Genomic DNA, 23,806 nt, shown 5'->3' with positions numbered 1-23,806 from the left:
TCCCGACGCCCAGGCTGATCCATCTGGAACCCGATAAGTGAGCGATACCGAGAGCGGCGGTCCCTCCGACGAGCGGATGCCCGACGAAACCCGGCCGGTGACGATCGAGGCGGAGATGCGCCGCTCCTACCTCGATTACGCGATGAGCGTGATCGTGTCGCGCGCGCTGCCGGATGCGCGGGACGGGCTGAAGCCCGTGCACCGCCGCATCCTCTTCGCGATGAACGAGAACGGCTTCACGGCCGACAAGCCCTACAAGAAGTCCGCCCGCGTGGTGGGCGACGTGATGGGTAAGTACCACCCGCACGGCGACAGCGCGATCTACGACGCCATGGTGCGGATGGCGCAGCCTTTCGCCATGCGCGTGCCCCTGATCGACGGCCAGGGCAATTTCGGCAGCATGGACGGCGACCCGGCCGCTGCCATGCGCTACACCGAGGCGCGGCTGGCCAAGTCGGCGACGGCGCTGCTGGCGGGCATTGACGAGGACACCGTCGATTTCCAGCCGAACTACGACGAGAGCGCGGTGGAGCCGCGCGTCCTGCCGGCAGCCTATCCGAACCTGCTGGTCAACGGTTCCAACGGCATCGCCGTGGGCATGGCCACCAACATCCCGCCGCACAACCCGGGCGAGGTGATCGACGCGACGCTGGCGATGATCGCCGATCCGGCGATCACGCTGGAGCGGCTGATGGAGATCATGCCGGGGCCGGACTTCCCCACGGGCGGGCTGATCCTGGGCCGCGCGGGCATTCGCGCCGCCTTCGAGACGGGGCGCGGCTCCGTTCCCGTGCGCGCGCGCTGCGAGATCGAGGACATGCGCGGCGGGCGGCAGGCGATTGTCGTCTCCGAGGTGCCCTACCAGGTGAACAAGGCGACGCTGATCGAGCGCATCGCCGAGCTGGCGCGCGCCAAGCAGGTGGAGGGCATCTCCGACCTTCGCGACGAGAGCGACCGCGACGGCATGCGGATCGTCATCGAGGTGAAGAAGGACGCGACGGCCGAGGTGGTGCTGAACCAGCTTTACCGCTTCACGAACCTGCAAACCTCCTTTCCCGTCAACTTCCTCGCGCTCGACGACGGCACGCCCCGCCAGATGGGGCTGCGCGATGCGCTTCAGGTCTTCATCCGCTTCCGCGAGGAGGTGATCACCCGACGCAGCCGGTTCCGCCTGGCGAAGGCGCGGGACCGCGGGCACATCCTGATCGGGCTTGCCATCGCGGTGGCCAATATCGACGAGGTGATCCGCGTGATCCGCGCGAGCCCCGACGCGGCCGCGGCGCGGGAGGCGCTGATGTCCACCGACTGGCCGGCCGGCGACGTGGGCGCGCTGCTGGCGCTCGTGGACGATGCCGGCAACGTCGTCACCGGGGAGACGGTGCGCCTGACCGAGGCGCAGGCGCGCGGCATCCTGGAACTCACGCTGCGCCGCCTGACCGGCCTGGAGCGGGAGAAGATCCTGCAGGAGCTGGACGAGATCGCGGCCAGCATCCGTGAGCTGCTGGACATCCTTTCCTCCCGGCCTCGCCGGCTGGAGCTGATGGCGCAGGAGCTGGCCGAGGTGCGGGCGCAGATCGCCGTGCCGCGCATGACCTCGATCCTGGATGGCGTATCCGACCAGGACGACGAGAGCCTGATCGAGCCCGGGCTGATGGTGGTGACGCTGACGCGCGACGGCTACGTCAAGCGCACGCCGCTGGAGACCTTCCGCGCGCAGAACCGCGGCGGGCGCGGGCGCAGCGCTGCCGGGACGCGGGAGGACGATGTCGTCATCCGGTCGTTCAACGCGCACACGCACCAGCACGTGCTGTTCTTCACCAGCCGGGGCATCGCCTTCCGCGAGAAGATCTGGCGCCTGCCAGAGGCGGGGCCGACGGCGCGCGGGCGCTCGCTCCGGCAGCTGCTCCAGCTGCAGGACGGGGAAACGGTGACGGCCGTGCTGCCGCTGCCGCAGGACGAGAGCCTTTGGGAGAACCTGCACCTCGTCTTCGCGACGGAGTGCGGCAACGTCCGGCGCAACCGGCTGTCCGACTTCCGCAACGTGCGCGCGGCGGGGCTGATCGCCATGAAGCTCGACGAGGGCGACAGCCTTGTCGGCGTTCAGACCTGCCGGGAGGGCGACGACATCCTGTTGGCGACGCGCCTCGGACGCGCCATCCGCTTCACCGCGGAGGAGGGCGTGCTGCGCGTGTTCGCCGGCCGTGACTCGACGGGCGTGCGGGGCATCAAGCTTGTGGGCAAGGGGGATGCGGTGATCGCCCTCTCGGTGCTGCGCAACGTCCCGGCGACGCCGGGGGAGAGGACGGCCTATCTCAAATTCGCCGCGGCGAAGCGGCGGGCACAGGGAGAGGCCGCCGGCGAGGCACCGGAGGAGGCCGGGGACAGCGCGGCCGGCGCCGAGGAGGGCGAGGACTCCGCAGAGGAGGTCGCGCTCAGCGCCGAGCGGGCGGAGGACCTGGAGCAGGCCGAGGAAATCCTGCTGGTCGTGACGGATACCGGCTTCGGCAAGCGTGCCTCCGCCTATGAGTATCGTCGCAGCGGGCGTGGCGGGCAGGGGATCGCGAGCATCCCGCTCGGGCGCGGCAAGGGCCATGCGGTGGTCGCGACTTTCCCGGTGCGGCCGGGCGACGACGTGATGCTGGTGACCGATAACGGGCGCCTGATCCGCCTGCCTGCGGACCAGGTGCGGGTGATGGGCCGGCAGGCGGCGGGCGTCACGCTGTTCCGCCTGGACAAGGGAGAAGCCGTGACCTCCTGCTTCCCCGTGGTGGACGACGGCGCGGTGGTGAGCGAGGGCGTTGCGGCCGATGCCTGAGCGGATCGGGGTTTATCCCGGCACCTTCGACCCCGTGACCAACGGGCATATCGATGTGATCCACCGTGCCGCCCGTCTGCTCGACCGGCTGGTGATCGGAGTGGCCATGAACGCCGGTAAGGGGCCGATCTTCCCGATCGAGGAACGGGTGGAGCTGGTGCGGGCGGAAACCGACAGCGTCGCGGCGGTAACCGGCGCCACGATCGAGGTCGTGCCTTTCGACGGGCTGCTGGTGACGCTGGCGCGCGAGCACGGCGCGGGCATGATCGTGCGCGGCCTGCGGGCTGTCTCCGACTTCGACTACGAGGTGCAGATGGCCGGCATGAACCGCCGCCTGGACCAGGGCGTCGAGACCGTCTTCCTTATGGCCAGCGAGACGAACCAGTTCATCTCGTCGCGCTTCGTGAAGGAGATCGCGCGCTTGGGGGGAGACATTTCCTCCTTCGTGCCCCAATTGACGCTCGAGCGCACGCTCGCCCGCGTCCGCCCGGGCAACTGACTGGCGGCGCACCACGCCAACCACTCCGGGGAACAAACGCCATGCAGCGCCGGATCCTTATCGCCACCTCGATTGCGACCGCCACGGGAGTCATGATGAGCGACGCCACCACCAACGAGGCCGAGGCCCAGGCCAACGCCGACAATACGCTCTACCTGGACCTGAAGGACGGTCGGGTGACCATCGAGCTTCGGCCCGACCTTGCGCCCAAGCACGTGGAGCGGATCAAGACGCTTTCGGCACAGGGCTTCTACGACAACACGCCGTTCCATCGCGTGATCGAGGGCTTCATGGCCCAGGGCGGTGACCCGACCGGCACCGGTACGGGTGGCAGCCAGCTTCCCAATGTTCCCGCCGAGTTCTCGCCGCCGGCGAAGGCGCGCTTTCTGCGCGGCACCTGCGGCATGGCGCGCGCGGGCGACCCCAACAGCGCCAACAGCCAGTTCTTCATCATGTTTGGGCCCTATCCGAGCCTGGATGGCCAGTACACGATCTGGGGGCGCGTGACCTCCGGTATGGAGCTGGTGGACAAGATCAAGCGCGGCTCGGGCAGCAGCGGCCAGGTGCAGAACCCGGACCGAATCGTGAAGATGCGCCCGGCGGGTGCCGCCTGACCCCACCTTGACAGCAGGGGCGCGCACTTCCCATAGGACGGGCGGTGCGCGCCTGTAGCTCAGTCGGTAGAGCACGAGACTTTTAATCTTGGGGTCCTGGGTTCGAGCCCCAGCGGGCGCACCAAGAAAGCCGAACGGGTAGAGGGCTCGGTCCGTAGAGGCACGTTCCCTGCCTGGGCATCGCCCGGACAACTGAGCCGAAATGATTTGCTCGTCGGTGAGCGGCGGTCGTCTCGGTCGCGGCGCGCTGCCAGCCTGGCCAGGAGGTGTTCGCGAGAGGGCAGGGGGCTCCACCGGCACCAAGGCCGTAAGCGGGACCTTGTGCCGCCTTCCTGGAGACGTCGCTTCCCAAACTCGGGCAGGGAGCAGACATGCCCCAAACCTACAGCCCCGCGCGTCCTGCCTTTTGGTTTATTTCAGACTCCATGCTGCGGATGCGCGTGTTGCTGCGCGGCTTCAAAGAACCGGCCGCTTGAAGACGGGCATGCCGTGCCCCTTGAGCGTCGCGAAGGTGGATGGGTGATGCTGGCCGGGAGCAGACCCACCGCTTCCGGTATTCAAGCCAGAACGGCTGCACCGCGCAGCCATGAACAGCGGCCGAGGCGTGGCCTGGTCAGCCCGCCACACTTTCCGCCGCGATCCCGTTCAGCCGCCCCATCGCCGCCTCCGGCAGCTCGAGCCCGGCCGCCGCGAGGTTCTCCCGCAGATGCGCGACGGAGGAGGTGCCGGGGATGAGCAGGATGTTGGGCGAGCGGCGCAGGAGCCAGGCGAGCGCGACCTGCATGGGCGTCGCGCCCAGCCCCCCCGCCACCTCCGACAGGATCGAGGATTGCAGCGGGTTGAACCCGCCGAGCGGGAAGAAGGGCACATAGGGGATGCCGTCCCGCGCGAGACCGTCGATCAGCGCGTCGTCGCCACGATGGGCGAGGTTGTACTCGTTCTGCACGCAGGCGATGGCGCAGATGCCGCGCCCCTGCGCGACCTGGGCGGGGGTGACGTTGCTGAGGCCGATGTGCCGCACCAGCCCCTCTCGCTGCAGTTCGGCCAGCGCCGTCAGCGGCGCCTCGATCGAGCCCTCGGCGGGGCCATGGACGCTGAACATGATGCGCAGGTTCACCACCTCCAGCACGTCGCGGCCGAGGTTGCGGAGGTTGTCGTGCACCGCCTGCGTCAGATCCTCCGCCGAGAAGGCCGGGAGCCAGGAGGCGTCCTCGCCGCGGCGGGCGCCAATCTTGGTGACAATGACGAGGTCGTCCGGATAGGGGGCGAGCGCCTCGCGGATCACCTGGTTCGTGGCATGTGGGCCGTAGAAGTCGCTCGTGTCGATGTGGTTTACCCCCGCCGCGACCGCCTCGCGCAGCACGGTGAGCGCTTCCGCCCGGTTCCGCGGCGGCCCGAAGACGCCGGGCCCGGCGAGCTGCATGGCGCCGTAGCCGAGCCGCCGCACGCGGCGGTCGCCGAGGTGGAAGGTGCCGGAATTGTCGATGCTGGCCATGACCGTTCTCCTTGAACGCCCCCTAGCTAAGCCCTCCTCCGGTGCACGATAATCGGATATAATCCGTACAAGCCGTACGAAATGGCGGACAATGTCGGCAGACCTCAGCGACCTCAACGCTTTCCTCGCGGTGGCGCGGGCGGGGGGCTTCCGCGACGGCGCGCGCGCCGCCGGTGCCAGCGCCTCCGGCCTCAGTGACGCGGTGAGGCGGCTGGAGGCGCGGCTCGGCGTGCGCCTCCTGCACCGCACCACCCGCAGCGTCGTGCCGACCGAGGCCGGCCGGCGCCTGCTCGAGCGCCTCGGCCCCGCGCTGGGCGAGGTGGAGGCGGCGCTGGACGCGGTGAACAGCTTTCGCGACCGGCCCGCGGGCACGCTGCGGCTGAACGTGCCCGTCAGCGCCTCCCGCCTCGTGCTGCCGCGCCTCGTGCCGCCCTTCCTCGCGGCCTATCCCGAGATCCGGCTGGAGGTGATCGCCGAGGACGGCTTCGTGGACGTGCTGGCCGCCGGCTGCGACGCCGGCATCCGCTACGACGAGCGGCTGGAGGCGGACATGATCGCGGTGTCGATCGGGCCGCGCGTCCAGCGCTACGCCACGGCGGCCTCGCCGGACTACCTCCGCCGCCACGGGCGGCCGGAACACCCGCGGGATCTCCTCCACCACGCCTGCCTGCGCGGCCGCTTCGCCAGCGGTGCCATGACGGTGTGGGAATTCGAGCGGGAGGGGGAGGTGGTGCGCGTGGACCCGACCGGCCCCCTCCTAGTCAGCGTCGGTGGGGCGACAGACCTTGCGGTGGAGGCGGCGGTCGCGGGCACGGGGATCATCATCCTCTTTGAGGACTGGCTCCGCCCCCACCTCGACAGCCGCGCCCTGGAACCCGTGCTCGAACCCTGGTGGCAGGCCTTTTCGGGGCCGTTCCTCTATTATCCCGGCCGTCGCTTGGTCCCGGCGCCGCTGCGGGCCTTCATCGACTTCATCAAAGATGCAGCACGCTGAGCATCAGCCGGGAAAGCGGATGCCTCGCGAGCCGCACAGCCCAGGCTTGTGCTCGCGTCGCATCCTTGCGGCGGTGAGATCAAAGGTTGGGCGAGCCTCCCGTCACCAGCCGCCTCCGCCGTTCTCAGCCCCGACATAGGTGGTCAGTTCGTCAGGGGACCCCTTCGGCAAAGCGTCTCTGCTGCGTCATGGGCTTCTCCCCTTTCATGGGGAGATCCCACTATGTGCCTTACCGGACAGCAAACCTCTTGTTGCAGATACTGTTCAGGAACCCAGCTCGCGGTTGGGTTGCCACCATGCGGCTACAGCAGAGGTTTTTAGTTTCGTTAACCAGTTCATCCAACTTGCGCGTCTGGACGGGTTGCCAAAGGCGAGGGCCTGTTGATTGTTTGGAGGTGTCCAAGGCCCCGCCATCCCGTGCGGCTTGTAGAGCACCGCAGTGACCTGATCGCCGTTGTGTCCAACGGACCATTCAAGCCAGTGCTCGCGCTTGGCCGACCGGCGGAACTTCCTGATCGCCCGCTCGCTGTCTGCCCGCAATTCGATGAAGTCCCATCCGGCTGCACCACCCCAGGGGTGGCCGACATTTTCCCTGATGGTGACTGCGCACGGTCTCGTTTTCATGTCAGCCGCGGGACCCAAGATGATGATCGGAGATGTGGCTGGCCCGGCGCCGCTGAAAAAGGCCCATGCCGAGGAGGCCCATGCCGAAGACGGCAAGGGAGGTGGGCTCGGGGACGCTGATCGGAGCCGTGGATGCAATGAGGCCGGCTGCCTCGAAGGAAACAACGCCGCTCGACAGGGTGATTGTCGTGAAGGGCGTATCCGAGAGCACGCTGATATAGGCGCTTCCGCCCGGACCCTGGAAGCCGTTGCCAACAAAGCCGGCGGCGAGGCTCTGCACGGCGGAGCCAGTCAGAGTGTCGGTGGCCGTGTTGTTGAAGGTGATGGCATTGGAACTGTCGATCGAGCCCCAGAGCAGCGCAAGAGCGGTCTGCGGCGCGGCGAAGGTGATGATGATGCTCCCCAGCCCGGTGGACAGGTAATTCCCGCTCAGGCCCGCATTCGTGGTCTGGTCGGAGGCGAAGTCACCGGTCAGGTAGGTGGGATTGCCGCTGCTGACGCCCGCCACCGGAATGGCGTGGAGCCCTGAAGAGGCGCCCCGCACGATGCCCTGGTTCGCCCCGACAGCGAAGCCGATCGTGTAGCCGTCGCCGGAGAAAGCGGCCTGCGACGGTGCCGTCGTACCCTGCAGGCCGATGGTGGTCGTGGTGCCTGGAACAGGCACGGGCGTGAACAGGCTGGTAGTGGTGATCAGCGCCGCATCGGCATGGGCGGAGAGCCCGATCAGGGCAACTCCGGCGAGCAGGAGGTTTCGCATGTATAGCTCTTGGCATTCCAGCGGCAGGACCATCCCACCGATCGTTTCATATTGGTATCATGACCACCGTCCCAAAAACAAGATTAAGTTTCGTTTAAGCAACACAAAATGAGCGGTTCTGGCTTGCCGGCAGGAAGGCGTGTGGGCGCTGGTTGCCGCGGAGCTTGAGTTCGTCGTCCAGGCACCCGGGATGTCCTGTGAGCCTCGGCTACGGCGCAAAGCGAGGCGCGCTACCGTGCAACCTGCGAGCCTCCCGAAGTGCCGACGCACGCGCCTGGTGGCTCGCCGCCTTCCTGAGCGCCGAGCAATCCACGGTCACGCGTGCCTTGGACCGCCTCCCCGAACTCGATCTCACCCGTCGCAGGGGTGACCCCAAGGGTCGTTGCTCCGTACCTTTCCGGCTCATCGTGCTAGGTGCCGCCCCGCTGCGCGGGTTGCGCGCCCCTTGGGTGAGGTCGTCAAAGCATCCGCGCTGCAAGGCCCGGTCGGCGAAGCGCCCGAGGTTCGGACATGCTGTTGCGCCGACAAGGTGGCTGAGTTCGCCGGATTGGCCCCCTTGGACGACCGGAAGTGACGAAAAGGCGATGCGGCTGCCGCAGCGGAGGGGTAGCGGTGGGCTCCGAACTGCCTTTCCTGAGATAGGTTCACGGATGATTAACGAATCACGTGTGTTTCCGCTCGGCCGGGCCCTGCACTGCGGCGGCCCGGATCACCCTAGCCCTGCTGGAGCTCACCATGCACATCCAGAAGCGCTCCGGCCTAACCGCTTCCCGCTTCCTGTTCATGTTGGATGCAGCCTTTCTCGCTCTGGCCTGCTACGCCGCGGTTCTGCTTATCGCCACGGATCATCCGATCGGTCCCGCGGCCTTGGCCTTTCCAGCGACTGACCTGATGTTCCTCTACGCGCTGGGCCTCTACCGACGTGAGGCGTTAATCGAGACTGGGGACATGCTCGGGCGTGTGCCGATCGCGGCCGGTGCAAGCAGCTTGATCAGCTGGGCCGCAACGGCAGCCCTGCCGGGCGGCTTCGCTCTCCCGAATGCCCACCTGATGTTCGCCGCCTGTGTACCGTGCTTCGCGGCCGCTGGCCTTGCCGCACGCCTCACGCTCCAGTTGCTTCGACGCCGCGGTGCCTTCCGCCGCCGCCTCCTCGTTATCGGCGCCGGACGCCGCGCCTGGGACCTGATCTGGGTGCTGCGCCGGGAGGCACGAACCCTGGCCTTTGATGTCATTTTCGTCCACGCCGACGTCATGGGCGAAGTTGATCCACGCCTGACAAAAGATCCTGGCAGCCGAATTGTTGTCGGCCTGAAGGATCTTCTCGCGACGGTTCGCGGCCTCAACCCCGACCAGATCGTGGTGGCGCCGGACGAGCGGCGCGGCCTGGCCACGGACAGCCTGCTCGCATGCAAGATGGCGGGGTACCCGGTAACCGAGTACGCTCAATTCCTGGAGAAGGAGATCGGCCGGATCGACCTCAAGCGCCTCGATCTCGGCTGGCTGCTGTACTCAGACGGCTTCGTCATGGGAACGATGGACCGCTGCTTGAAGCGCGCACTCGACCTCACCATCGGCGCCGTGCTGCTGTTCCTCGTTTCGCCAACTCTCCTGGTCGCCGCCCTGGCGGTGAAGCTTGAGGACCCCGGCCCCGCGCTCCACCGTCAAGATCGCGTTTCGCGTGGAGGACGCGTGTTCCGCATTCTCAAACTTCGTACGATGGCATCGAACGCGGAAGGCTGTGGCGCTGTTCGTGTGGCGAAGGCCGACCCGCGCATGACAAGGATCGGCCTGATCCTGCGCCGCACGCGCCTGGATGAACTGCCGCAGCTTCTGAATATTCTGCGCGGTGATATGGCCTTTGTTGGACCGCGTCCGGAGCGGCCCGATTTTACCCAGAAGCTCTCCAGCCAGCTGCCCCTCTACGAGGAACGCCACCTTGTGCGGGCCGGCCTTACCGGATGGGCTCAGGTCAACTATCCTCATGGAGCATCACTGAACGATGCGCGCTCCAAGCTGAGCTACGACCTCTTCTACGTGAAGAACTTCGGCATCCTGTTCGACCTGCGGATCATCCTGCAAACCCTGCATGTCATGTTCTGGCCGAGTGGAGCTCGGTGAGGCGCCCTTCCCACCATCTGTTTTGGTTCGTCAGACGCCGGCACAAGGTTGAATGCAGTAGACCCGGGGCCTATCAACGATCCTCTTGATCTTCGATGCTGCTGCGAACCCCTGGTGTCCGGAGGTGCTGCCATGACTGACCTGTTCTGGCTCACGAAGACGCGGATCCAGCGGCCCGCCCTACCACCCGCTCTCGCGTGGAGTACCAAGCGTGGAGGACCGGCGAGTTGTCAGTGGCATCATCCACGTGAATCACATCCACCTTCGCTGATGCGTTGCGTCTGCCGAGTACGGCTCGCAGGAGAGACGCCATAATCGCTTCGTCCGACGGCCACATGGTCCGGAAAGTGCGGACCCACCAAGGCTGGCGAGCACGGAGCCAGCGCCCGCGCGTGCTGTGCGGCCAGTGCTACGAATGAAGCCCCCACTGCGCTGTCGTCCAACCGGCCACCGGTGTGGACTTCGCCCCCTGCTGCCGGTGGTCTCCACCGCAGCGAACCTGAACTTTCACTCTTCCGCACGGCAATCCAAAGTCAGGATAACGGGCTGGTGGTCGGACAAGCGTGTTTCCGTGTCGTATCGGACCGAATGAACCCTCGGAGCGAGGTCCTCCGTGACGAAGATGTAGTCACAGCAATGCGGCTGCCCATAGGTCTGGTCCGTGATGCAGAAAGAAGGTGGGTGCGGCGCGCCTCCATGGCGGATTTCCCAGCTGTCCAGAAACGGCGGTGCGCCGCGCTCCAGAGGCGCAGACAGGTGACGCTTCGTGGGATCCGACGGCGGCATATTAAAGTCGCCCGTCAGGATCGCGGAGGATGGATGCGGCTGAAGGGCATAGGCGCCGGTCCCTGGCTCCCGAGGCCGCGCGGCGCGGTCGTGGGCAAGGGCGTGCGCGACGCGGATCGCTTCCACCTGCAACCGTCGGTGCTCAGCCGAATGATACTCCAGGTGTGTCGTCATGATGCGCACGGGGCCGAACGTGGTCAGAACCGTCGCCTCAAGCAGCATGCGCGGCATGCTGTGCGGCCCTCCCCCAGGCCAGGGAAGCGTGTGGCGAAGGACCTGGCACACGGGCAGGCGTGACAGAATCATGTTGCCGAAGCGCCGGACCGCTCCGCCCTCGCCCATGACCTCCAGCCCTGCTCCGGCAATTGCCTGGAATCCAGGCAGCAGGTCCGCGACTTCGGCAAATTGGTTCTCGCCCCTGTTTCCCTTGAGATCGGGCAGGTTGTCGGAGAGCTCCTGCAGGCACAGCACGTCGAAATCCGCGAGCGACCGCGCGTGGGCAATGATGCGCGCTAGGTCAGCTCGTCCGTCCATGCCAAGTCCCCACTGGACGTTCCAGGTAGCAATCTGCATGGGTCAGCGGATTCCGGCGCGCATGAAGCTCTGAACGAATTGCCGCTGGAACAACAGGAAGCCGATCAGGAGCGGCGCTGAGGTCATCAGGGTCGCGGCGCAGATCACGGCCCAGTCCACACCCTGATCTCCACCTGCGAACACCTGGAGGCCAACCGTCAGCGGGCGCGCCCCAACCGAGTTCGTCACGATGAGCGGCCAGAGGAAGTTGTTCCAGTGGTAGCTCACCGAGACGAGGCCGTAAGCGATGTAGATGGGACGTGCCAGTGGGACGTAGATCTTGAGCAGGATCTGCAGGGCGCTCGCGCCCTCCACCCGCGCAGCGTCGTCGAGCTCGCGCGGGATCGTCTTGAAGGTCTGCCGGAGCAGGAAGATGCCGAAGGCCGAGGCGATGTAGGGCAGGGCGATGCCGGGGATGGTGTCGACCAGGCCGAGCTGGCTCATCGTGCGATAGTTCTCCACGATCAGCACGTCCGGCATGATCATGAGCTGAACCAGCACGAGCGCGAAGGCAATGCCTCGTCCAGGAAACTCGAAGCGCGCGAAGGCATAGGCGGCCAGCGTCCCCAGCACGACTTGGCAGAGGAAGATCAGCGTCACCAGAATGGTGGTATTGAGAAAGTAGCGCGCGAAGGGCGCCGCATCCCAGGCGCGCCGGAAGTTCTCCAGCGTCAGCGGCGCGTCCAACTGCAGGCGTGTCGTGTATTCCGCCTCGTGGAAGGCAGCCCAGAATGCAAAGAGCAGGGGCAGGATCCAGAGAACCGCGAGCAGGATCGCCCCCGTTCCTTCGAGCAGGCGCCAGGTGCCGGTGGGCGCATAGGGGGAGGCGCGCTCCTCCAGCCCTGCGCCGCGGCGGCCGGCTGGCCGGCGGGCCGGAACGGCAGGTTCCGCGAAGCCGTCTCTCACTGGTAATGGACCCTTCGTTCGAGCCAGCCGTACTGAACGAGCGCCGCGATCGCCAGGAGAGCGAGGAGCACAACGGTCAGGGCGGCCGCGTAGGACGTGTCCCAGAAGTTGAAGCCGACCTGATAGATGTAGAACAGCAGCAGCGAGGTGGCGTTGTCCGGGCCGCCCCGTGTCATGACGATGATGTGGTCGACGGTGCGGAAGGCATTGATGACGGCGTTGATCAGGACGAACAGCGTCGTCGGCATGAGCAATGGGAACTGGACGCGGCGGAAGAACGTCCACCGCGACGCCCCTTCGAGGGAGGCGGCCTCCGCCAGCACGGGCGAGATCCCCTGCAAGGCCGCGAGATAGAAGATCATGAAGAAGCCGGCCTCCTTCCAGACGGCCACGAGCGTGACGGCGGCCAGCGCGGTTTCCCTTGACCCGAGCCAGTTGTGCGAGCTGAACCCGAGCGCGCCGGTGATCTGCTCCAGAAGGCCGTATTGCGGCGTGTAGAAGAAGAGCCAGATGTTGGCGACTGCGATCATCGGCAGGATGGTGGGCGTGAAATAGGCCATGCGTGCGAAAGTGCGGCCGGGGATACGGTCGTTCACCCAGATCGCCATCAGCAGCGCGAGCCCGATCGCGAGGGGAATGGTGCCGAGCGCGAACCACAGATTGTTGGTCAGCGACTGCCAGAAGACGGGATCGGCGAGGATCTGCTCGTAATTCGCGGCACCGACGAAACGCGATGGGCGGCGCGGGCGGGCGGTGGAGGTGAAGCTCTCCACGAAGCTCGCGACCGCGGGCCAGTGCGTGAAGGCAACGAGAAGCACCATCGCCGGCAGCAGCAGCAGCCAGCCGTGGGCGGCTGAGGAAAGGCGGCTTTTCATCGATCCCTGTTGCTGGCTGCCCCCGCGGCATAGGGGGCTGTGACACGGAGCGGGCGGCACCAGGGTGCCGCCCGCGAGGCTTGAGGAGGGCTAGCGGTACGGACGGAGGATGCGCTCGGCCTCGGCCTGCGCGTCCCGGAGCGCCCGTTCGGGCGGCTTGCCGCCCGTCAGGGCTGCCTGGATGTTGTCGCCAAGCGCCTTGGTGACGCGCTGGTTCTCGTGGGTGGAGAGCTCGGCCACCGCGAACTCCAGCTGGTCGCGCGCCACCGCCGCCGCCGGGAAGCCCGCCACGTAATCCTTCATGGTCCCGGTGTTGTAGGTCGCGCGGCTCACGCCGACATAGCCGGTGTCGATGCTCCAGCGCGCGGCACGCTCAGGCTGGGTCATCCACTTCGCGAAGCGGAAGGCGGCCTCCTGCTGTGCTGGCGTGGACTTCTTGGCGATATTGAAGTTGCCGCCTCCGGTTGGGCTGCCGCGGCGCTTGTTGGCTGGCAACATGGCCACACCGAAGTCGAATCGGGCATTGGTCCGGACGTTCGTCAGGTTGCCGGTCGTGGTCCACATCATCGCGGTCTTTCCCTCGAAGAAATCCCGCGGCGTCGTGCCCCACTCCACGATGCCGGGTGCGTGGACCTTTTGCTTCTGGGCCAGGTCCACCCAATACCGCAGGGCCTCGACGACACCTGGCTTGTCGAAGAAGGTCCTGTCCCCCTCCTGGTTGGCGAGCACCTCGCCCGCCTCGATCGCGAGCGCCTGAAGCATCCAGTAGCCGAAGCCTGTTGAGGGGATCTGGGTGCCCCATTGGCTGACATTGCCGGCGGCGTCGCGCTTCGTGAGCTTCTCGGCGAAGGCTGCGTGCTCCACCCAGCTGGCCGGCGCCTTCTCCGGATCGAGACCGGCCTGCCGGAACAACTCCTTGTTCCAGTAAAGCACGATGGTCGATCGCTGGAACGGGATGCCCCAGGTCTGGCCGCCCGTCTGGCTGTTCAGCATGAAGGCGGGGAAGAAGTCGGCCAGCCACGCCTTGTCCGCGTCCGTCCTGATCAGGCCATCGAACGGAATCACGGCCTCCTCGTCGATCAGCGTGAACATGTCCGTGGAGAGCAGGACGGACAAGGTTGGGGGCGTGCCGCTCTTGTGGGCTGTCAGGACCTTGACGAGGGTCTCCTGATAGGTGCCGGCATAGACCGGCATCACCTTGATATCGGGGTTCTCCCGCGAGAAGTCGGCGGCGTAGCCGTCGATCACGCGGGTGATCGTGCCGCCGACGGCGACGGGATAGAAGAACGAGAGTTCGGTCGGGCCACCCTGCGCGAGGGCGGGCCTGGCCAGTGCCGCGGCCGAGAGCGCGGCGGAGCCCGCCATGAAATGTCGCCTGTGCATCATCCCTCCATTATCCGGCTTGCTCCGGAACGCCTTCTTATCACGACATCGATGACGCCTGCGTGACGGTGGATCAGGCCACCCGCTGCTCGCTGCCGCGCTCGAACCAGTGGGCGTCCTCGGGTGACCAGGCGAGATGGACCGTGTCACCTGCCTTGATCCCGACCCGCCCGCCGGTGCGCGCAACAAAGGTCGCGTCGCCAAGCCGCGTTTCGATCAACGTATCGGCACCGAGATATTCGGCTGCCACGATTTCGGCGGGAATACCGCCCGGGTCCAGCCGCACCGCTTCAGGCCGGACTCCCACGGAGAGATCTGGCAGCTGGTGAGTCTGGAAGCGCGGGAGTGCCCAGTCGCGCCCGGCCAGCACGGCGGCCGGCACGACATTCATCGGCGGTGTGCCGACGAAGCGAGCCGCGAAGGCGGATGCGGGGCGGCCATAGAGCTCGGCCGGCGTTGCGTTCTGCTCGATACGTCCGCCGCGCATCAGGATGACGCGATCAGCCATGGTCATCGCCTCCACCTGATCATGGGTGACGTAGATCATCGTCATGCCCAGGCGCTGCTGCAGGGCGCGAATCTCGCGGCGCATCTCCAGGCGCAGCTGCGCGTCCAGGTTGGAGAGCGGCTCGTCCATGAGGCAGACCGAGGTCTCGGCCACAATGGCGCGCGCAAGGGCCACGCGCTGCTGCTGACCGCCCGAGAGCTGGGATGGGCGACGTTCGAGGAATGGCTTCAGGCCCAGCATGTCAGTGGCCCGTGCAAGGCGGAGGTCGCGCTCGGCGCGCGGAACGCCGCGAACCTTCAGGCCGAACAGAATATTCTCCGCGACCGACAGGTGTGGGAACAGCGCGTAACTCTGGAAGACCATGGAAATGCCGCGCTTCGCTGGCGGCAGACTGGTTACATCCCGCCCGGCGATCTCGATTCTGCCGGAGGTGGGCGCATCCAGCCCGGCAATGAGGCGCAGGGTGGTGGACTTGCCGCAGCCTGAAGGCCCGAGCAGCGCGACGAGGTTGCCGGCCTCGGCGACAAAGCTCACCCTGTCGACGGCGGCCGTGCCCGCCCAATCCTTCGACACCCCGTCGACGACGATGCTGTGCATTCCTGACGCCCCTGACAAAGCGGTGGGGTTCCAGCTGCACCCCGTCGTTCTAGGCAGCCCGGATGTACATGCGGCTTCGTGCCACCCCATCCCTTGCTTCGATGTGGAATGTCGCACAGCATATTTTGAAGGTCAAACATCCCGAGACGATCAGGAAACCTGCGGGGAGACCACAGGTGCCGACCCGATGCCCCATCTATCTGACCTCCGCGGCTGGTTTCCTGCCCTGAACCGAAGGGGGATGAAGGGGGAGGGATACGGCAAGAGGCTGAGCGCGCGTGGGAACCCGATGGCGTGAGGCTTCCTTGGCATCCTCGCACGCAGCGAGGATTGCAGGCCGGAGGACCAGCCGCCCGTCCTGAGGCCAGGGTGGCATGGAACGGACGGAGGGGAAGCCCCGGGCAGCCGGAACGGCCGGCTTTGCGGAGCATTGGTGGCAGCGGTAGCGTCCCTCAACCGGCAGGGGAGGGGAGCATGGGCAAGCTCGACGGCAAGCTCGCGTGGATAACCGGCGCAGGCAGCGGCATCGGAGAGGCGGTGGCACGGCGCTTCGCCGCCGAAGGCGCGACCGTTGTGGCGACCGGGCGCCGTCTGGATCGGCTGGAGCAGGTGGCGGAACAGATCCGGAGAGAAGGCGGTCGTGCTGATGTGCAGTCCGCCGACCTGACGGCATCGTCCGAGGTGCAGCGGGTCGCGGACTGGATCGGCGCCACCTTTGGGCGGCTGGACATTCTGGTCAGCAATGCCGGACTGAACGTGACGGCGCGAAGCTGGGCCGATCTCACTCCGGAGGGGATCGACCAGCTCGTGCAAGGCAATCTCGCCTCGGCCTTCTACGTCGCACGGGCGGTGTTGCCGATCATGCGCGCACAGGGCGGCGGCGTGATGATCCATACGGCGTCGATGGCCGGCCGCAACGTGGGCGTGATGAGCGGCGCGGGCTACAACGCGGCCAAGCACGGGGTCGTGGCAATGAGCCATAGCATCAACATGGAGGAGTGCGTCAACAACATCCGCAGCACCGCCTTCTGCCCGGGCGAGGTGAACACAGAGATCCTGAAGAAGCGGCCCAACCCGCTGAGCGAGGAGGATCTGGGCCGCATGCTTCAGCCGGAGCACTGCGCGGACTTGATCCTTTATGCCGCAACGCTGCCGCCAGGCGTCACGATGAACGAGGTCTGGCTGACGCCGACCTACAACCGCGGCTATGTCGCGGCGCTCGGACGGAAGCTGTAGACGAACAGGGACCTGCTCCTCGAAGCCGTCTCGTTCTGCTGCCTGTGCGGTCAACCCTCGATATCCAGTCGGCTCGTGGCGCCACTCCATGTTGCGGTGCGACCCGAAAGATGCCGGAGGCCAAGCCGCAGAAGGCTGACCGGCCGCGGAAGGCGCCATAGGCGACACTCCCAGGGTGCCGGAGCGTCTCCGCCGGTTCGGAGACGCTCCGAGGTCCTGCTGTCTCAGCCGAGCATGCTGTCCGTAAGCACCTGGCGCCCCTCCGCTGCGCCGGCGAGCAGGAAGTGCAGCAGAGGGTTCACGCCTGCTGCCGCGACGTCTTCATAAGTCGCCAGGTATCATTTGGTGTCAAACGCGGCAGAAGGGTCACGTCCTTCACGCCAGCCGGTGGTCATGTAGTGTTCAAAGGCATCAATGCCGGCGCTGGCCACATCCGTGTAGCGGGCGAAGTCGCCATCCGTATCGAAATAGGCGTTGGGATCGCGGTGTTCCGCGCGGCCGCTGATTTCATAATGGGTCCTCGCATCGATCCACGCGAAACCGACGTCCGGATTGAGCAGTAGGTATGCCTCGCTGTCGAAGCCATCCGCGCTGACCAGCCCGGCACGACCCACGGCATTGAGGGCCACTCGTCCTTCCGACGCACCATTGGTGAGATAGTGGCTCAGCGGGTTGATGCCGGCGTCCCGTACGTCCGTGTAGCGAGCCAAGTAGTTGGCCGTGTCGAAATTGAAGGAAGGATCGCGTCCCTCCCTCCAGCCCGAACTCCGATAGTGCTCGAGAACGCTGACCCCTATCGCCATCGTCGTAGGGGGTGACACCATTGGCGAATCGCAGCACTTCACCCCCGATCACCGTATCGGCACCACTCAGACCCGTCACTTGGACGCGCGTGCCCAGGTCAATGACTGCGTAGTTCTCGAAGTTGGCGGAGAACACGATTGTATCCCGGCCAAGGCCGCCGTCTAGAAGATCGTTCCCGGCACCGCTGGCCAGGAGGTCGTTCCCGGCACCGCCAAGCAGGGTGTTCTCGCCGGATGAGCCGATCAGCGTGTCGTCGAACTCGCGGCCCCGCACGTTTTCGATCCCGGCCAGCACGTCGCCCTCGGCCGAACCGCCGGAGCCGGAGCCGGTGTTGAGATCGATGTTCACAGCTGCAGGGCTCCCGGAGTAGTCGGCCCAGTCATTGCCGTCGCCGCCGTTCAGGGTATCTGCGCCGGGGCTTCCGGACAGCGTGTCGTTCCCACCGAGGCCGATCTGCTGATCGTTGCCGTTGCTGCCGGAGAGCGTGTCATTACCCGGCTCACCAAGAACCGGAATGATCCCACCCGGGTTCGGAATCACGCCGAGGTTGAGGTCCGCCAGGTCAAGCGTGATCGCCGTTTGCGGGGCGTTCTGGCCGTCCGAGACAAGCTGGATCTGGACGTCGAAGGATTGCTGCCCCGCCGTCAGGGCGACGGTGTCGAGCAGGCGAAGGGTGTTGCCATCGAGGCGGACGAGAGCCGCATCGGCTCCGCCAGCAATTTGTGCGACGAGGCCATGTGTTGTGTCCGGATCCATCAAGGCAAGGTCGCCCAGCGCAGCACCCGTTACGCCTTCCAGGATGCCGCCGGCGATCGGCACGAAGTCAAGCCCCGTTTGGCGCGTTGTCGTTGGCGTCCGTTACGGTCACGCTGATCGGGTCGGACACCAAGGTGATGGCGCTGCCGAGAATGCTGCCCAACAACGCTGCTTGAAGGGCGACGTCGAAGTTGCGCTGGGCGGCATTCTCGAAGTCGAAGGGCTGCTTGGCGAAGATGTTCACCGCGAAGGTACCGTCCGGACCCAAAGTGGGCGAGGTAAGCCCGAACTTGTCAGCGTCGTCCCCCACCAAGGTCAGGGTGGATAGGTTGAGTGCGCCGAGAGCGCCAGCCGCGAAGCCAATAGTCCCGAAAGCTTGGTTGGGCGTGCCGTTCTCCTGGATCGTCAGCGGACCGGATGGCAGGGTGACCGAGAGCAAGGACATGGCGTTCCTTCTGGAAACGATGATTTGTCTTTGCGGCTTCTCCGATGTGGCTTTCCCCATCGGGTCGGCGGACCAAGCTTGGATTCATCGATCCGTACTCGCAATTGATCGTTCGGCCGGAAGATGCTTTTTTTGGATGTGAATGTACTGCGTTTCCAGCGCGACTATCTAACTGGGATTTTTGGCACTTTGCCGGACTAGGCATCAGCTTTGGCAGCCGCGCATAAATTTTACGGCAGTGATGTTCATTCCGGAAGCAACCAAACTGATAAATCGAAACCGGCCAATCGGCTGTTACTTCCTTTCCATGCCGGCGACGGAGGGATTTTTGTAATCTGATCGTCGCGCGAAAAGTGCTTTGGAGGCATTTTCAATGCGTCTGCGAGCGACATGTCGCAATAACGGGCTCAGGCATGACGAGGCTGTTTGCAGAAATCCTGGAAGGAACCGTCCTGAGATGAGTAATATGCATACGGTGTGGAGCAGGGAGCGGAGGAAAAAGACCGCAAGGGTTGTCGCCGAGATCCAATCGCCTTTTCTCAAGCAGCCCTGCGCCGGTGCGCTTCACTGACGGGTGCCGTTTGCCCAGACGCAGCCGTAGCCTTCGATGATCGGATGCGTGGTTGCCCGAAAATGGGTCCATGCGTGGCGATACAGCCCCTGGTCACAACAGCCGACATGACCGGGTCACGGTACAGGCGGAGACGCCCCCCTGCGGCTCCCGATCCTCGGGTGCTCCTTTACGCCGGGCGCTGCCGCGCGGGCTGTCCCATGTGAGGGCAGCACATCAATTCGGCGCCCTGGCGGGCTGCGCAGCGAACATCGCGTGAAGCTGGGACACAACGGCGGCTCCCTCGCCGACGGCGGCCGCAACGCGCTTGGTCGAGCCCGCGCGGACGTCGCCGATGGCGAAGACGCAGGGCATGCTGGTTTCGAGCGGCGAGGCGCCCGATCCGGTGACCACGAAACCCTTGGCGTCGGTGTCGACGCAGTCGCGCGCCCAACCCGCATTGGGGTCTGCGCCGATGAACAGGAAGACATGCCGCACCGCGCGCCGCTGCAGCGTGCCGTTGCCACGATCGCGGAAGGTAGCCGCAGCAAGGCCGGTTTCACGACTGCCCTCCAGGCCGACAATCTCGCTGCCGACGTGCAGCTCCACGTTGGGGAGCCCACCGATGCGATCGATCAGATAGCGTGACATCGTCTGTGCAAGGTCCCGCCGCACGACGAGGTGGAGCTTCTTGACCTGCGGGGCCAGGAACACGACGGCCTGGCCGGCAGAGTTGCCGCCGCCCACCAGGACGACCTCCTCGCCGGCGCATAGCCGCGCCTCAACGGCCGAGACCCAGTAGGAGACGCCGGCTCCTTCAAACTCCTCGAGGTTGGGGATGTCGGGCCTGCGATAACGGGCGCCGGACGCGATCACCACCGCGCGCGCCTTCACCCGGCGGTCGCCAGTGCAGAGCAGGGTCAGTGCGGAGCGATCGCACTCCATCCCCTGCACCGCGACGGGGATGGCCATCTCGGCGCCGAACTTCAGCGCCTGGTTGAAGGCCCGTCCGGCGAGCGCCTGTCCCGATATGCCCGTTGGGAAGCCCAGGTAGTTCTCGATCCGGGCGGAGGCTCCGGCCTGTCCACCCATGGCGCGCGAATCCAGCACCATCACGGACAGGCCCTCGGATGCCGCATAGACGGCCGTCGCCAGCCCGGCCGGCCCGGCGCCAACGATCGCGACGTCGTACAGCCGTTCGGGATCGATCGCCGGAACGATGCCCAGGCAGGCCGCCAGCTCGTCGTCGCTCGGGCGCTTGAGCAGCGGTCCGCTGGGGCAGACCACCAGCGGCAGCTCCTCCGGCAGCACGCCGGTGCGCTCCACCAGCGCACGGCCTTCCTCATCTGCCCGGATGTCGAGGACCAGGTTGGGCAGGCCGCTGCGGCCGAGAAAGTCCTGGAGCCGCAGGACGTCTGGGCTGCCGGGCACGCCGACCAGGATCGTGCCGGCGCCGCCCTCCTCGATCAGGGCGACCCTGCGCAGGATGAGGGCGCGCATGACGACCTCCCCCAGGTCCGCCGACCCGACCATCAGCGCGCGCAGGTGAGCGGGATCGAAGGGGAGCGCCACGCAGCCGTCCGGCCCCGCACGACCCGCCGCGATGGAGGGGCGGCCCGCCAGCTGATTCACCTCCCCCGAGAACTGACCGGGGTGGTGGGTGGTGATCACGGCATCGCGGCTCAGCCCGTCGCGCCGGACGACGTCGATCGACCCTTCCAGCACCAGCCAGGCGGGCGCGCCGTGGGCCCCGATCGCATAGAGCGTTTCGCCAGGAGGAAAGCGCACCGCGGCGCCGCTGGCGAAGCGTCGGGCCGTCTCCATCTGCGCGGGGGTGAGCACGGGGAACATCTGGTGCTCGCGCGTGTGGATGGTGCTCATGCCGCCCTCCGTGGCGCCGGCCAGCAATCTCCACACTATGGGGACACGGAGATTAGCGGGGCAGCGATCGTCAGAAAACCCGTGGGAACCATCCCCGCGTGGCGAGGCAGATGCCAGCTATACGGAGGCAGGCGCCGGCTATACGGAGGTCTTGGGTCCGCCATGAAGCCAGCGCAGAAGCCGACGGAGAGATGGAAGGCCGCGCTGCCCACGTCCGGCGAGGCAGCCCGGCCGCTGACGCCCACTTGCCGACGCCAGCGCACGAGCCAAGCGGGAGGGCTGACCTGGTCGGGTGTGTCCCGCTGATATGTTGCAACTGTAGGCCTCGCCGCCTCAGGTGGGCGCGATCGCCAACTCTCGATCTGAGAACATCGAATGGGCCGGGATGGCTGGGGAACCTGGATTCGAACCAAGACTGCCCGAGTCAGAGTCGGGAGTTCTACCGTTAAACTATTCCCCAACGGCAGGCGCCCGGCCCTATAGCCTCAGGTGCCGCACACTGCAACCCTCCGCCGCGTCCTTCCTGATGATCGCTGCCGAGCTTGGTGCAGCCGGCAAGCAGGCCCCCGCCATCGCGTCAGCGCGGGCGATCCCCCTGCGCCCAGGGCCGCGGATACGCCACGTCAGACCGCGGCAGCCGCTTCGTCATCAGCCGGCGGAAGCGAGAGTTGGAATACGCCCTTGCCGCGCCCCATCTAGGCATGGAAAATCCTGAATCCAACATCATGCAACCTCGGAACGCGCCCCAGCCATCGGGCGGCAGGCGGGGGGGAGCTCCCCCGGTGCCATCCAACACCGCCCACACGAACGTCCCGCCGGGGGCGCCGCTTTATGCCGCGCTCGACCTCGGCACCAACAACTGCCGCCTTCTCGTCGCCAGCCCTTCCGGGCCGGCTGGGTTCAGGGTGCTGGACAGCTTCAGCCGCATCATCCGCCTGGGGGAGGGGCTGAGTTCCACCGGCGCGCTTTCCGATGCGGCCATGAACCGCGCCGAGGCGGCGTTGGAGGCCTGTGGCCAGAAGCTGGCCCGCCGCCCAGTGCAGGTGGTGAACGCGGTGGCGACCGAGGCCTGCCGGCGCGCGACCAACGGCCCTGGCTTCATGCGGCGGGCCGAGCGGGCGCTGGGCGCCCCCATCCGCGTCATCCCGGCACGGGAGGAGGCGGAGCTGGCGATGGAATCCTGTGCCCCGTTGCTCCGGGAGGGTGACCGGCGTGCCCTGCTGTTCGACATCGGCGGAGGCTCCACCGAGATCGCCTGGATCCGGACGGATGGCCCGGAACAGCCGCGCCTGATCGGCACCATTTCCGTGCCGCTGGGCGTGGTCACCCTGGTGGAGCGCGACGGTCCGGCCTGCTTCAGCGGCGACGGCTTCGACCGCGTCGTGCAGGAAGTTGCCGGCCGCTTCGAGACCTTCGACGGCGTCCACCGGATTCGCCAGGAGATGCGGGCCGGTGGGGTGCGGCTGATGGGGACCTCCGGTACGGTCACCACCCTTGCCGGCATCGCCCTGGACCTGCCGCGCTACAGCCGGGCGGCCGTGGACGGGCACGAGCTGGCCATGGGCTGCGCGGATCGCGCGCTGGAGGCATTGCGGAGCATGGGGCCGGAGGGCTTGGCCGCGCATCCCTGCATCGGGCCCGAACGGGTTGATTTTGTGCTGCCAGGCTGCGCCATCTACGCCGCGATCCGCCAAGTCTGGCCGGCAGTCGGCATCACCGTCTGCGATCGCGGCCTGCGCGAAGGCCTGCTGCTGCGGGCCATGCGCGACCGTCGCCGCGCCCGCCGCGCCTGACGGACTGATCCCCGGAGCTGTCCGGAACCTCGAGGAACCACCCGTGACCGAATCCCAACGGCCGGGCGGCCAGCGCAGCGCCACGACCCGGCTGCGCACCGCCAAGGGCCGCACCACCGCCAGCCAGAAATGGCTCGAGCGGCAACTGAACGACCCTTACGTGAAGGCGGCCCAGGCCGCCGGCTGGCGCTCGCGTGCCGCCTTCAAGATCCTGGAGCTGGACGAGCGCTTCAAGCTGTTCCACCCGGGCCAGCGGGTCGTGGACCTGGGCGCGGCCCCGGGTGGCTGGACGCAGGTGGTGCTGCGGCGCATCGGCGATCGGGGCAAGGTGGTGGCGCTGGACATCCTGCCCATGGAGCCCATCAGCGGCGCGATCGTGCTTCAGGGCGACTTTCAGGAGGAAGCGGCCGAGCGCGCGGTGCTGGAGGCGCTGGACGGCCAGGCCGACCTCGTGATCTCCGACATCGCCCCCAACACCACCGGCCACAACGCGACCGACCACCTGCGCATCCTGGCCCTGGTGGAGCTCGCGGCGGACTTTGCCCGGAGGGTTCTCTCCCCCGGCGGCGGCTTCGTGGCTAAGGTCTTCCAGGGCGGCACGGAAAGGGAGCTGCTGGCCCGCCTCAAGCGGGACTACGCCACCGTCCGCCATGCCAAGCCCCCGGCCAGCCGCAAGGACAGCGCGGAGATGTATGTGGTGGCCCAGGGCTTCCGCGGTGGGAGCATCCGTGGCGAGGACCTGCGGGAAGGACAGGGGCGGTAGGGAAGGGGCACCCACGCCCCCGCCGGGCATCAGC

General features: G+C 66.8%; 18 protein-coding genes and 2 tRNA genes. 9 read left to right on the top strand and 11 right to left on the bottom strand.

The window, feature by feature from the left end; genetic code table 11:
• Positions 1 to 76 precede the first annotated feature (76 nt).
• The 4 genes from gyrA (at position 77) to ACFFIC_RS00725 (ending at position 4,052) form a co-directional block, all read left to right on the top strand.
• Positions 77 to 2,815 (top strand): DNA gyrase subunit A, encoded by a 2,739-nt coding sequence (gyrA, locus tag ACFFIC_RS00740; protein WP_377048273.1) that lies wholly within the window; start codon positions 77 to 79, stop codon positions 2,813 to 2,815.
• Positions 2,808 to 3,314, top strand: coding sequence for a pantetheine-phosphate adenylyltransferase (coaD, locus tag ACFFIC_RS00735; protein ID WP_377048090.1), 507 nt, complete (start codon positions 2,808 to 2,810; stop codon positions 3,312 to 3,314). Before gyrA ends, coaD begins: the two co-directional genes overlap by 8 nt.
• A gap of 95 nt (positions 3,315 to 3,409) precedes the next feature.
• Positions 3,410 to 3,928, top strand: a complete 519-nt coding sequence (locus tag ACFFIC_RS00730) for a peptidylprolyl isomerase (protein WP_456306910.1) — start codon at positions 3,410 to 3,412, stop codon at positions 3,926 to 3,928.
• 48 nt (positions 3,929 to 3,976) lie between these two features.
• Positions 3,977 to 4,052, top strand: a tRNA-Lys gene (locus tag ACFFIC_RS00725).
• Between the two features lie 489 nt (positions 4,053 to 4,541).
• On the opposite strand, the gene ACFFIC_RS00720 is transcribed toward ACFFIC_RS00725, so the two are convergent.
• The gene (locus tag ACFFIC_RS00720) at positions 4,542 to 5,423 is read right to left on the bottom strand and encodes an aldo/keto reductase family oxidoreductase (RefSeq protein WP_377048088.1); all 882 of its coding nucleotides are present in this window, start codon (positions 5,421 to 5,423) and stop codon (positions 4,542 to 4,544) included.
• A 91-nt stretch (positions 5,424 to 5,514) separates the two neighbouring features.
• Between ACFFIC_RS00720 and ACFFIC_RS00715 the strand changes: the two genes are divergently transcribed.
• On the top strand, positions 5,515 to 6,417 hold the full coding sequence (locus tag ACFFIC_RS00715; RefSeq protein WP_377048087.1) for a LysR family transcriptional regulator: 903 nt from the start codon (positions 5,515 to 5,517) through the stop codon (positions 6,415 to 6,417).
• Between the two features lie 625 nt (positions 6,418 to 7,042).
• On the opposite strand, the gene ACFFIC_RS00710 is transcribed toward ACFFIC_RS00715, so the two are convergent.
• Complete coding sequence (locus ACFFIC_RS00710; RefSeq protein WP_377048086.1) at positions 7,043 to 7,831, bottom strand: Npun_F0296 family exosortase-dependent surface protein; 789 nt, start codon at positions 7,829 to 7,831, stop codon at positions 7,043 to 7,045.
• 702 nt (positions 7,832 to 8,533) lie between these two features.
• Between ACFFIC_RS00710 and ACFFIC_RS00705 the strand changes: the two genes are divergently transcribed.
• Positions 8,534 to 9,916, top strand: coding sequence for an exopolysaccharide biosynthesis polyprenyl glycosylphosphotransferase (locus tag ACFFIC_RS00705; RefSeq protein ID WP_377048085.1), 1,383 nt, complete (start codon positions 8,534 to 8,536; stop codon positions 9,914 to 9,916).
• 507 nt (positions 9,917 to 10,423) lie between these two features.
• Here the strand turns inward: ACFFIC_RS00705 and ACFFIC_RS00700 are convergent.
• The 5 genes from ACFFIC_RS00700 to ACFFIC_RS00680 form a co-directional block, all read right to left on the bottom strand.
• Positions 10,424 to 11,275, bottom strand: a complete 852-nt coding sequence (locus tag ACFFIC_RS00700; protein WP_377048084.1) for an endonuclease/exonuclease/phosphatase family protein — start codon at positions 11,273 to 11,275, stop codon at positions 10,424 to 10,426.
• Between the two features lie 3 nt (positions 11,276 to 11,278).
• Positions 11,279 to 12,181: a carbohydrate ABC transporter permease gene (locus tag ACFFIC_RS00695; protein ID WP_377048083.1), complete on the bottom strand. Its 903-nt coding sequence runs from the start codon at positions 12,179 to 12,181 to the stop codon at positions 11,279 to 11,281.
• Positions 12,178 to 13,056 carry a carbohydrate ABC transporter permease gene (locus ACFFIC_RS00690; RefSeq protein WP_377048082.1) on the bottom strand — a complete coding sequence of 293 codons (879 nt, stop codon included), beginning with the start codon at positions 13,054 to 13,056 and terminating at the stop codon, positions 12,178 to 12,180. Before ACFFIC_RS00690 ends, ACFFIC_RS00695 begins: the two co-directional genes overlap by 4 nt.
• A gap of 90 nt (positions 13,057 to 13,146) precedes the next feature.
• Positions 13,147 to 14,421: an ABC transporter substrate-binding protein gene (locus ACFFIC_RS00685; protein ID WP_377048081.1), complete on the bottom strand. Its 1,275-nt coding sequence runs from the start codon at positions 14,419 to 14,421 to the stop codon at positions 13,147 to 13,149.
• Between the two features lie 91 nt (positions 14,422 to 14,512).
• Positions 14,513 to 15,544, bottom strand: coding sequence for an ABC transporter ATP-binding protein (locus ACFFIC_RS00680; protein ID WP_377048080.1), 1,032 nt, complete (start codon positions 15,542 to 15,544; stop codon positions 14,513 to 14,515).
• 474 nt (positions 15,545 to 16,018) lie between these two features.
• Here ACFFIC_RS00680 and ACFFIC_RS00675 point away from each other — a divergent pair, with 474 nt between their 5' ends.
• A complete protein-coding gene (locus tag ACFFIC_RS00675) occupies positions 16,019 to 16,780 on the top strand; it encodes an SDR family oxidoreductase (protein ID WP_377048079.1) in 762 nt (253 codons plus the stop codon).
• Positions 16,781 to 17,287: 507 nt separating this feature from the next.
• On the opposite strand, the gene ACFFIC_RS00670 is transcribed toward ACFFIC_RS00675, so the two are convergent.
• From ACFFIC_RS00670 to ACFFIC_RS00655, 4 genes are all read right to left on the bottom strand, one after another.
• Positions 17,288 to 18,403 carry a calcium-binding protein gene (locus ACFFIC_RS00670; RefSeq protein ID WP_377048078.1) on the bottom strand — a complete coding sequence of 372 codons (1,116 nt, stop codon included), beginning with the start codon at positions 18,401 to 18,403 and terminating at the stop codon, positions 17,288 to 17,290.
• 4 nt (positions 18,404 to 18,407) lie between these two features.
• Positions 18,408 to 18,779 carry a cadherin repeat domain-containing protein gene (locus ACFFIC_RS00665; RefSeq protein WP_377048077.1) on the bottom strand — a complete coding sequence of 124 codons (372 nt, stop codon included), beginning with the start codon at positions 18,777 to 18,779 and terminating at the stop codon, positions 18,408 to 18,410.
• 793 nt (positions 18,780 to 19,572) lie between these two features.
• Entirely contained in the window at positions 19,573 to 21,216 is a 1,644-nt protein-coding gene (locus tag ACFFIC_RS00660) for an FAD-dependent oxidoreductase (RefSeq protein WP_377048076.1), read from the bottom strand.
• A 386-nt stretch (positions 21,217 to 21,602) separates the two neighbouring features.
• A tRNA-Gln gene (locus ACFFIC_RS00655) sits at positions 21,603 to 21,676 on the bottom strand.
• Between the two features lie 322 nt (positions 21,677 to 21,998).
• Between ACFFIC_RS00655 and ACFFIC_RS00650 the strand changes: the two genes are divergently transcribed.
• Together ACFFIC_RS00650 and ACFFIC_RS00645 are read left to right on the top strand one after the other, a co-directional pair.
• A complete protein-coding gene (locus tag ACFFIC_RS00650) occupies positions 21,999 to 23,009 on the top strand; it encodes a Ppx/GppA phosphatase family protein (RefSeq protein ID WP_377048075.1) in 1,011 nt (336 codons plus the stop codon).
• Between the two features lie 43 nt (positions 23,010 to 23,052).
• A complete protein-coding gene (locus tag ACFFIC_RS00645) occupies positions 23,053 to 23,772 on the top strand; it encodes an RlmE family RNA methyltransferase (RefSeq protein ID WP_377048074.1) in 720 nt (239 codons plus the stop codon).
• Positions 23,773 to 23,806 lie beyond the last annotated feature (34 nt).

It is taken from the genome of Muricoccus vinaceus (genome assembly GCF_042433125.1).
In the GTDB taxonomy this organism is placed as follows: domain Bacteria; phylum Pseudomonadota; class Alphaproteobacteria; order Acetobacterales; family Acetobacteraceae; genus Roseomonas; species Roseomonas vinacea.
The sequence above is the reverse complement of the archived record's forward strand: the minus strand, read 5'-3'. Positions and strand labels throughout refer to the sequence as shown.

Bases quoted from the DNA above. Each gene is read 5' to 3' on its own strand.
- ACFFIC_RS00715 (WP_377048087.1), top strand. From the start codon at position 5,515: ATGTCGGCAGACCTCAGCGACCTCAACGCTTTCCTCGCGGTGGCGCGG.
- ACFFIC_RS00680 (WP_377048080.1), bottom strand. From the start codon at position 15,544: ATGCACAGCATCGTCGTCGACGGGGTGTCGAAGGATTGGGCGGGCACG.
- ACFFIC_RS00660 (WP_377048076.1), bottom strand. From the start codon at position 21,216: ATGAGCACCATCCACACGCGCGAGCACCAGATGTTCCCCGTGCTCACC.
- ACFFIC_RS00705 (WP_377048085.1), top strand. From the start codon at position 8,534: ATGCACATCCAGAAGCGCTCCGGCCTAACCGCTTCCCGCTTCCTGTTC.
- ACFFIC_RS00730 (WP_456306910.1), top strand. From the start codon at position 3,410: ATGAGCGACGCCACCACCAACGAGGCCGAGGCCCAGGCCAACGCCGAC.
- ACFFIC_RS00700 (WP_377048084.1), bottom strand. From the start codon at position 11,275: ATGCAGATTGCTACCTGGAACGTCCAGTGGGGACTTGGCATGGACGGA.
- coaD (WP_377048090.1), top strand. From the start codon at position 2,808: ATGCCTGAGCGGATCGGGGTTTATCCCGGCACCTTCGACCCCGTGACC.
- gyrA (WP_377048273.1), top strand. From the start codon at position 77: ATGCCCGACGAAACCCGGCCGGTGACGATCGAGGCGGAGATGCGCCGC.
- ACFFIC_RS00690 (WP_377048082.1), bottom strand. From the start codon at position 13,056: ATGAAAAGCCGCCTTTCCTCAGCCGCCCACGGCTGGCTGCTGCTGCTG.
- ACFFIC_RS00675 (WP_377048079.1), top strand. From the start codon at position 16,019: ATGGGCAAGCTCGACGGCAAGCTCGCGTGGATAACCGGCGCAGGCAGC.
- ACFFIC_RS00710 (WP_377048086.1), bottom strand. From the start codon at position 7,831: ATGGTCCTGCCGCTGGAATGCCAAGAGCTATACATGCGAAACCTCCTG.
- ACFFIC_RS00720 (WP_377048088.1), bottom strand. From the start codon at position 5,423: ATGGCCAGCATCGACAATTCCGGCACCTTCCACCTCGGCGACCGCCGC.
- ACFFIC_RS00685 (WP_377048081.1), bottom strand. From the start codon at position 14,421: ATGGCGGGCTCCGCCGCGCTCTCGGCCGCGGCACTGGCCAGGCCCGCC.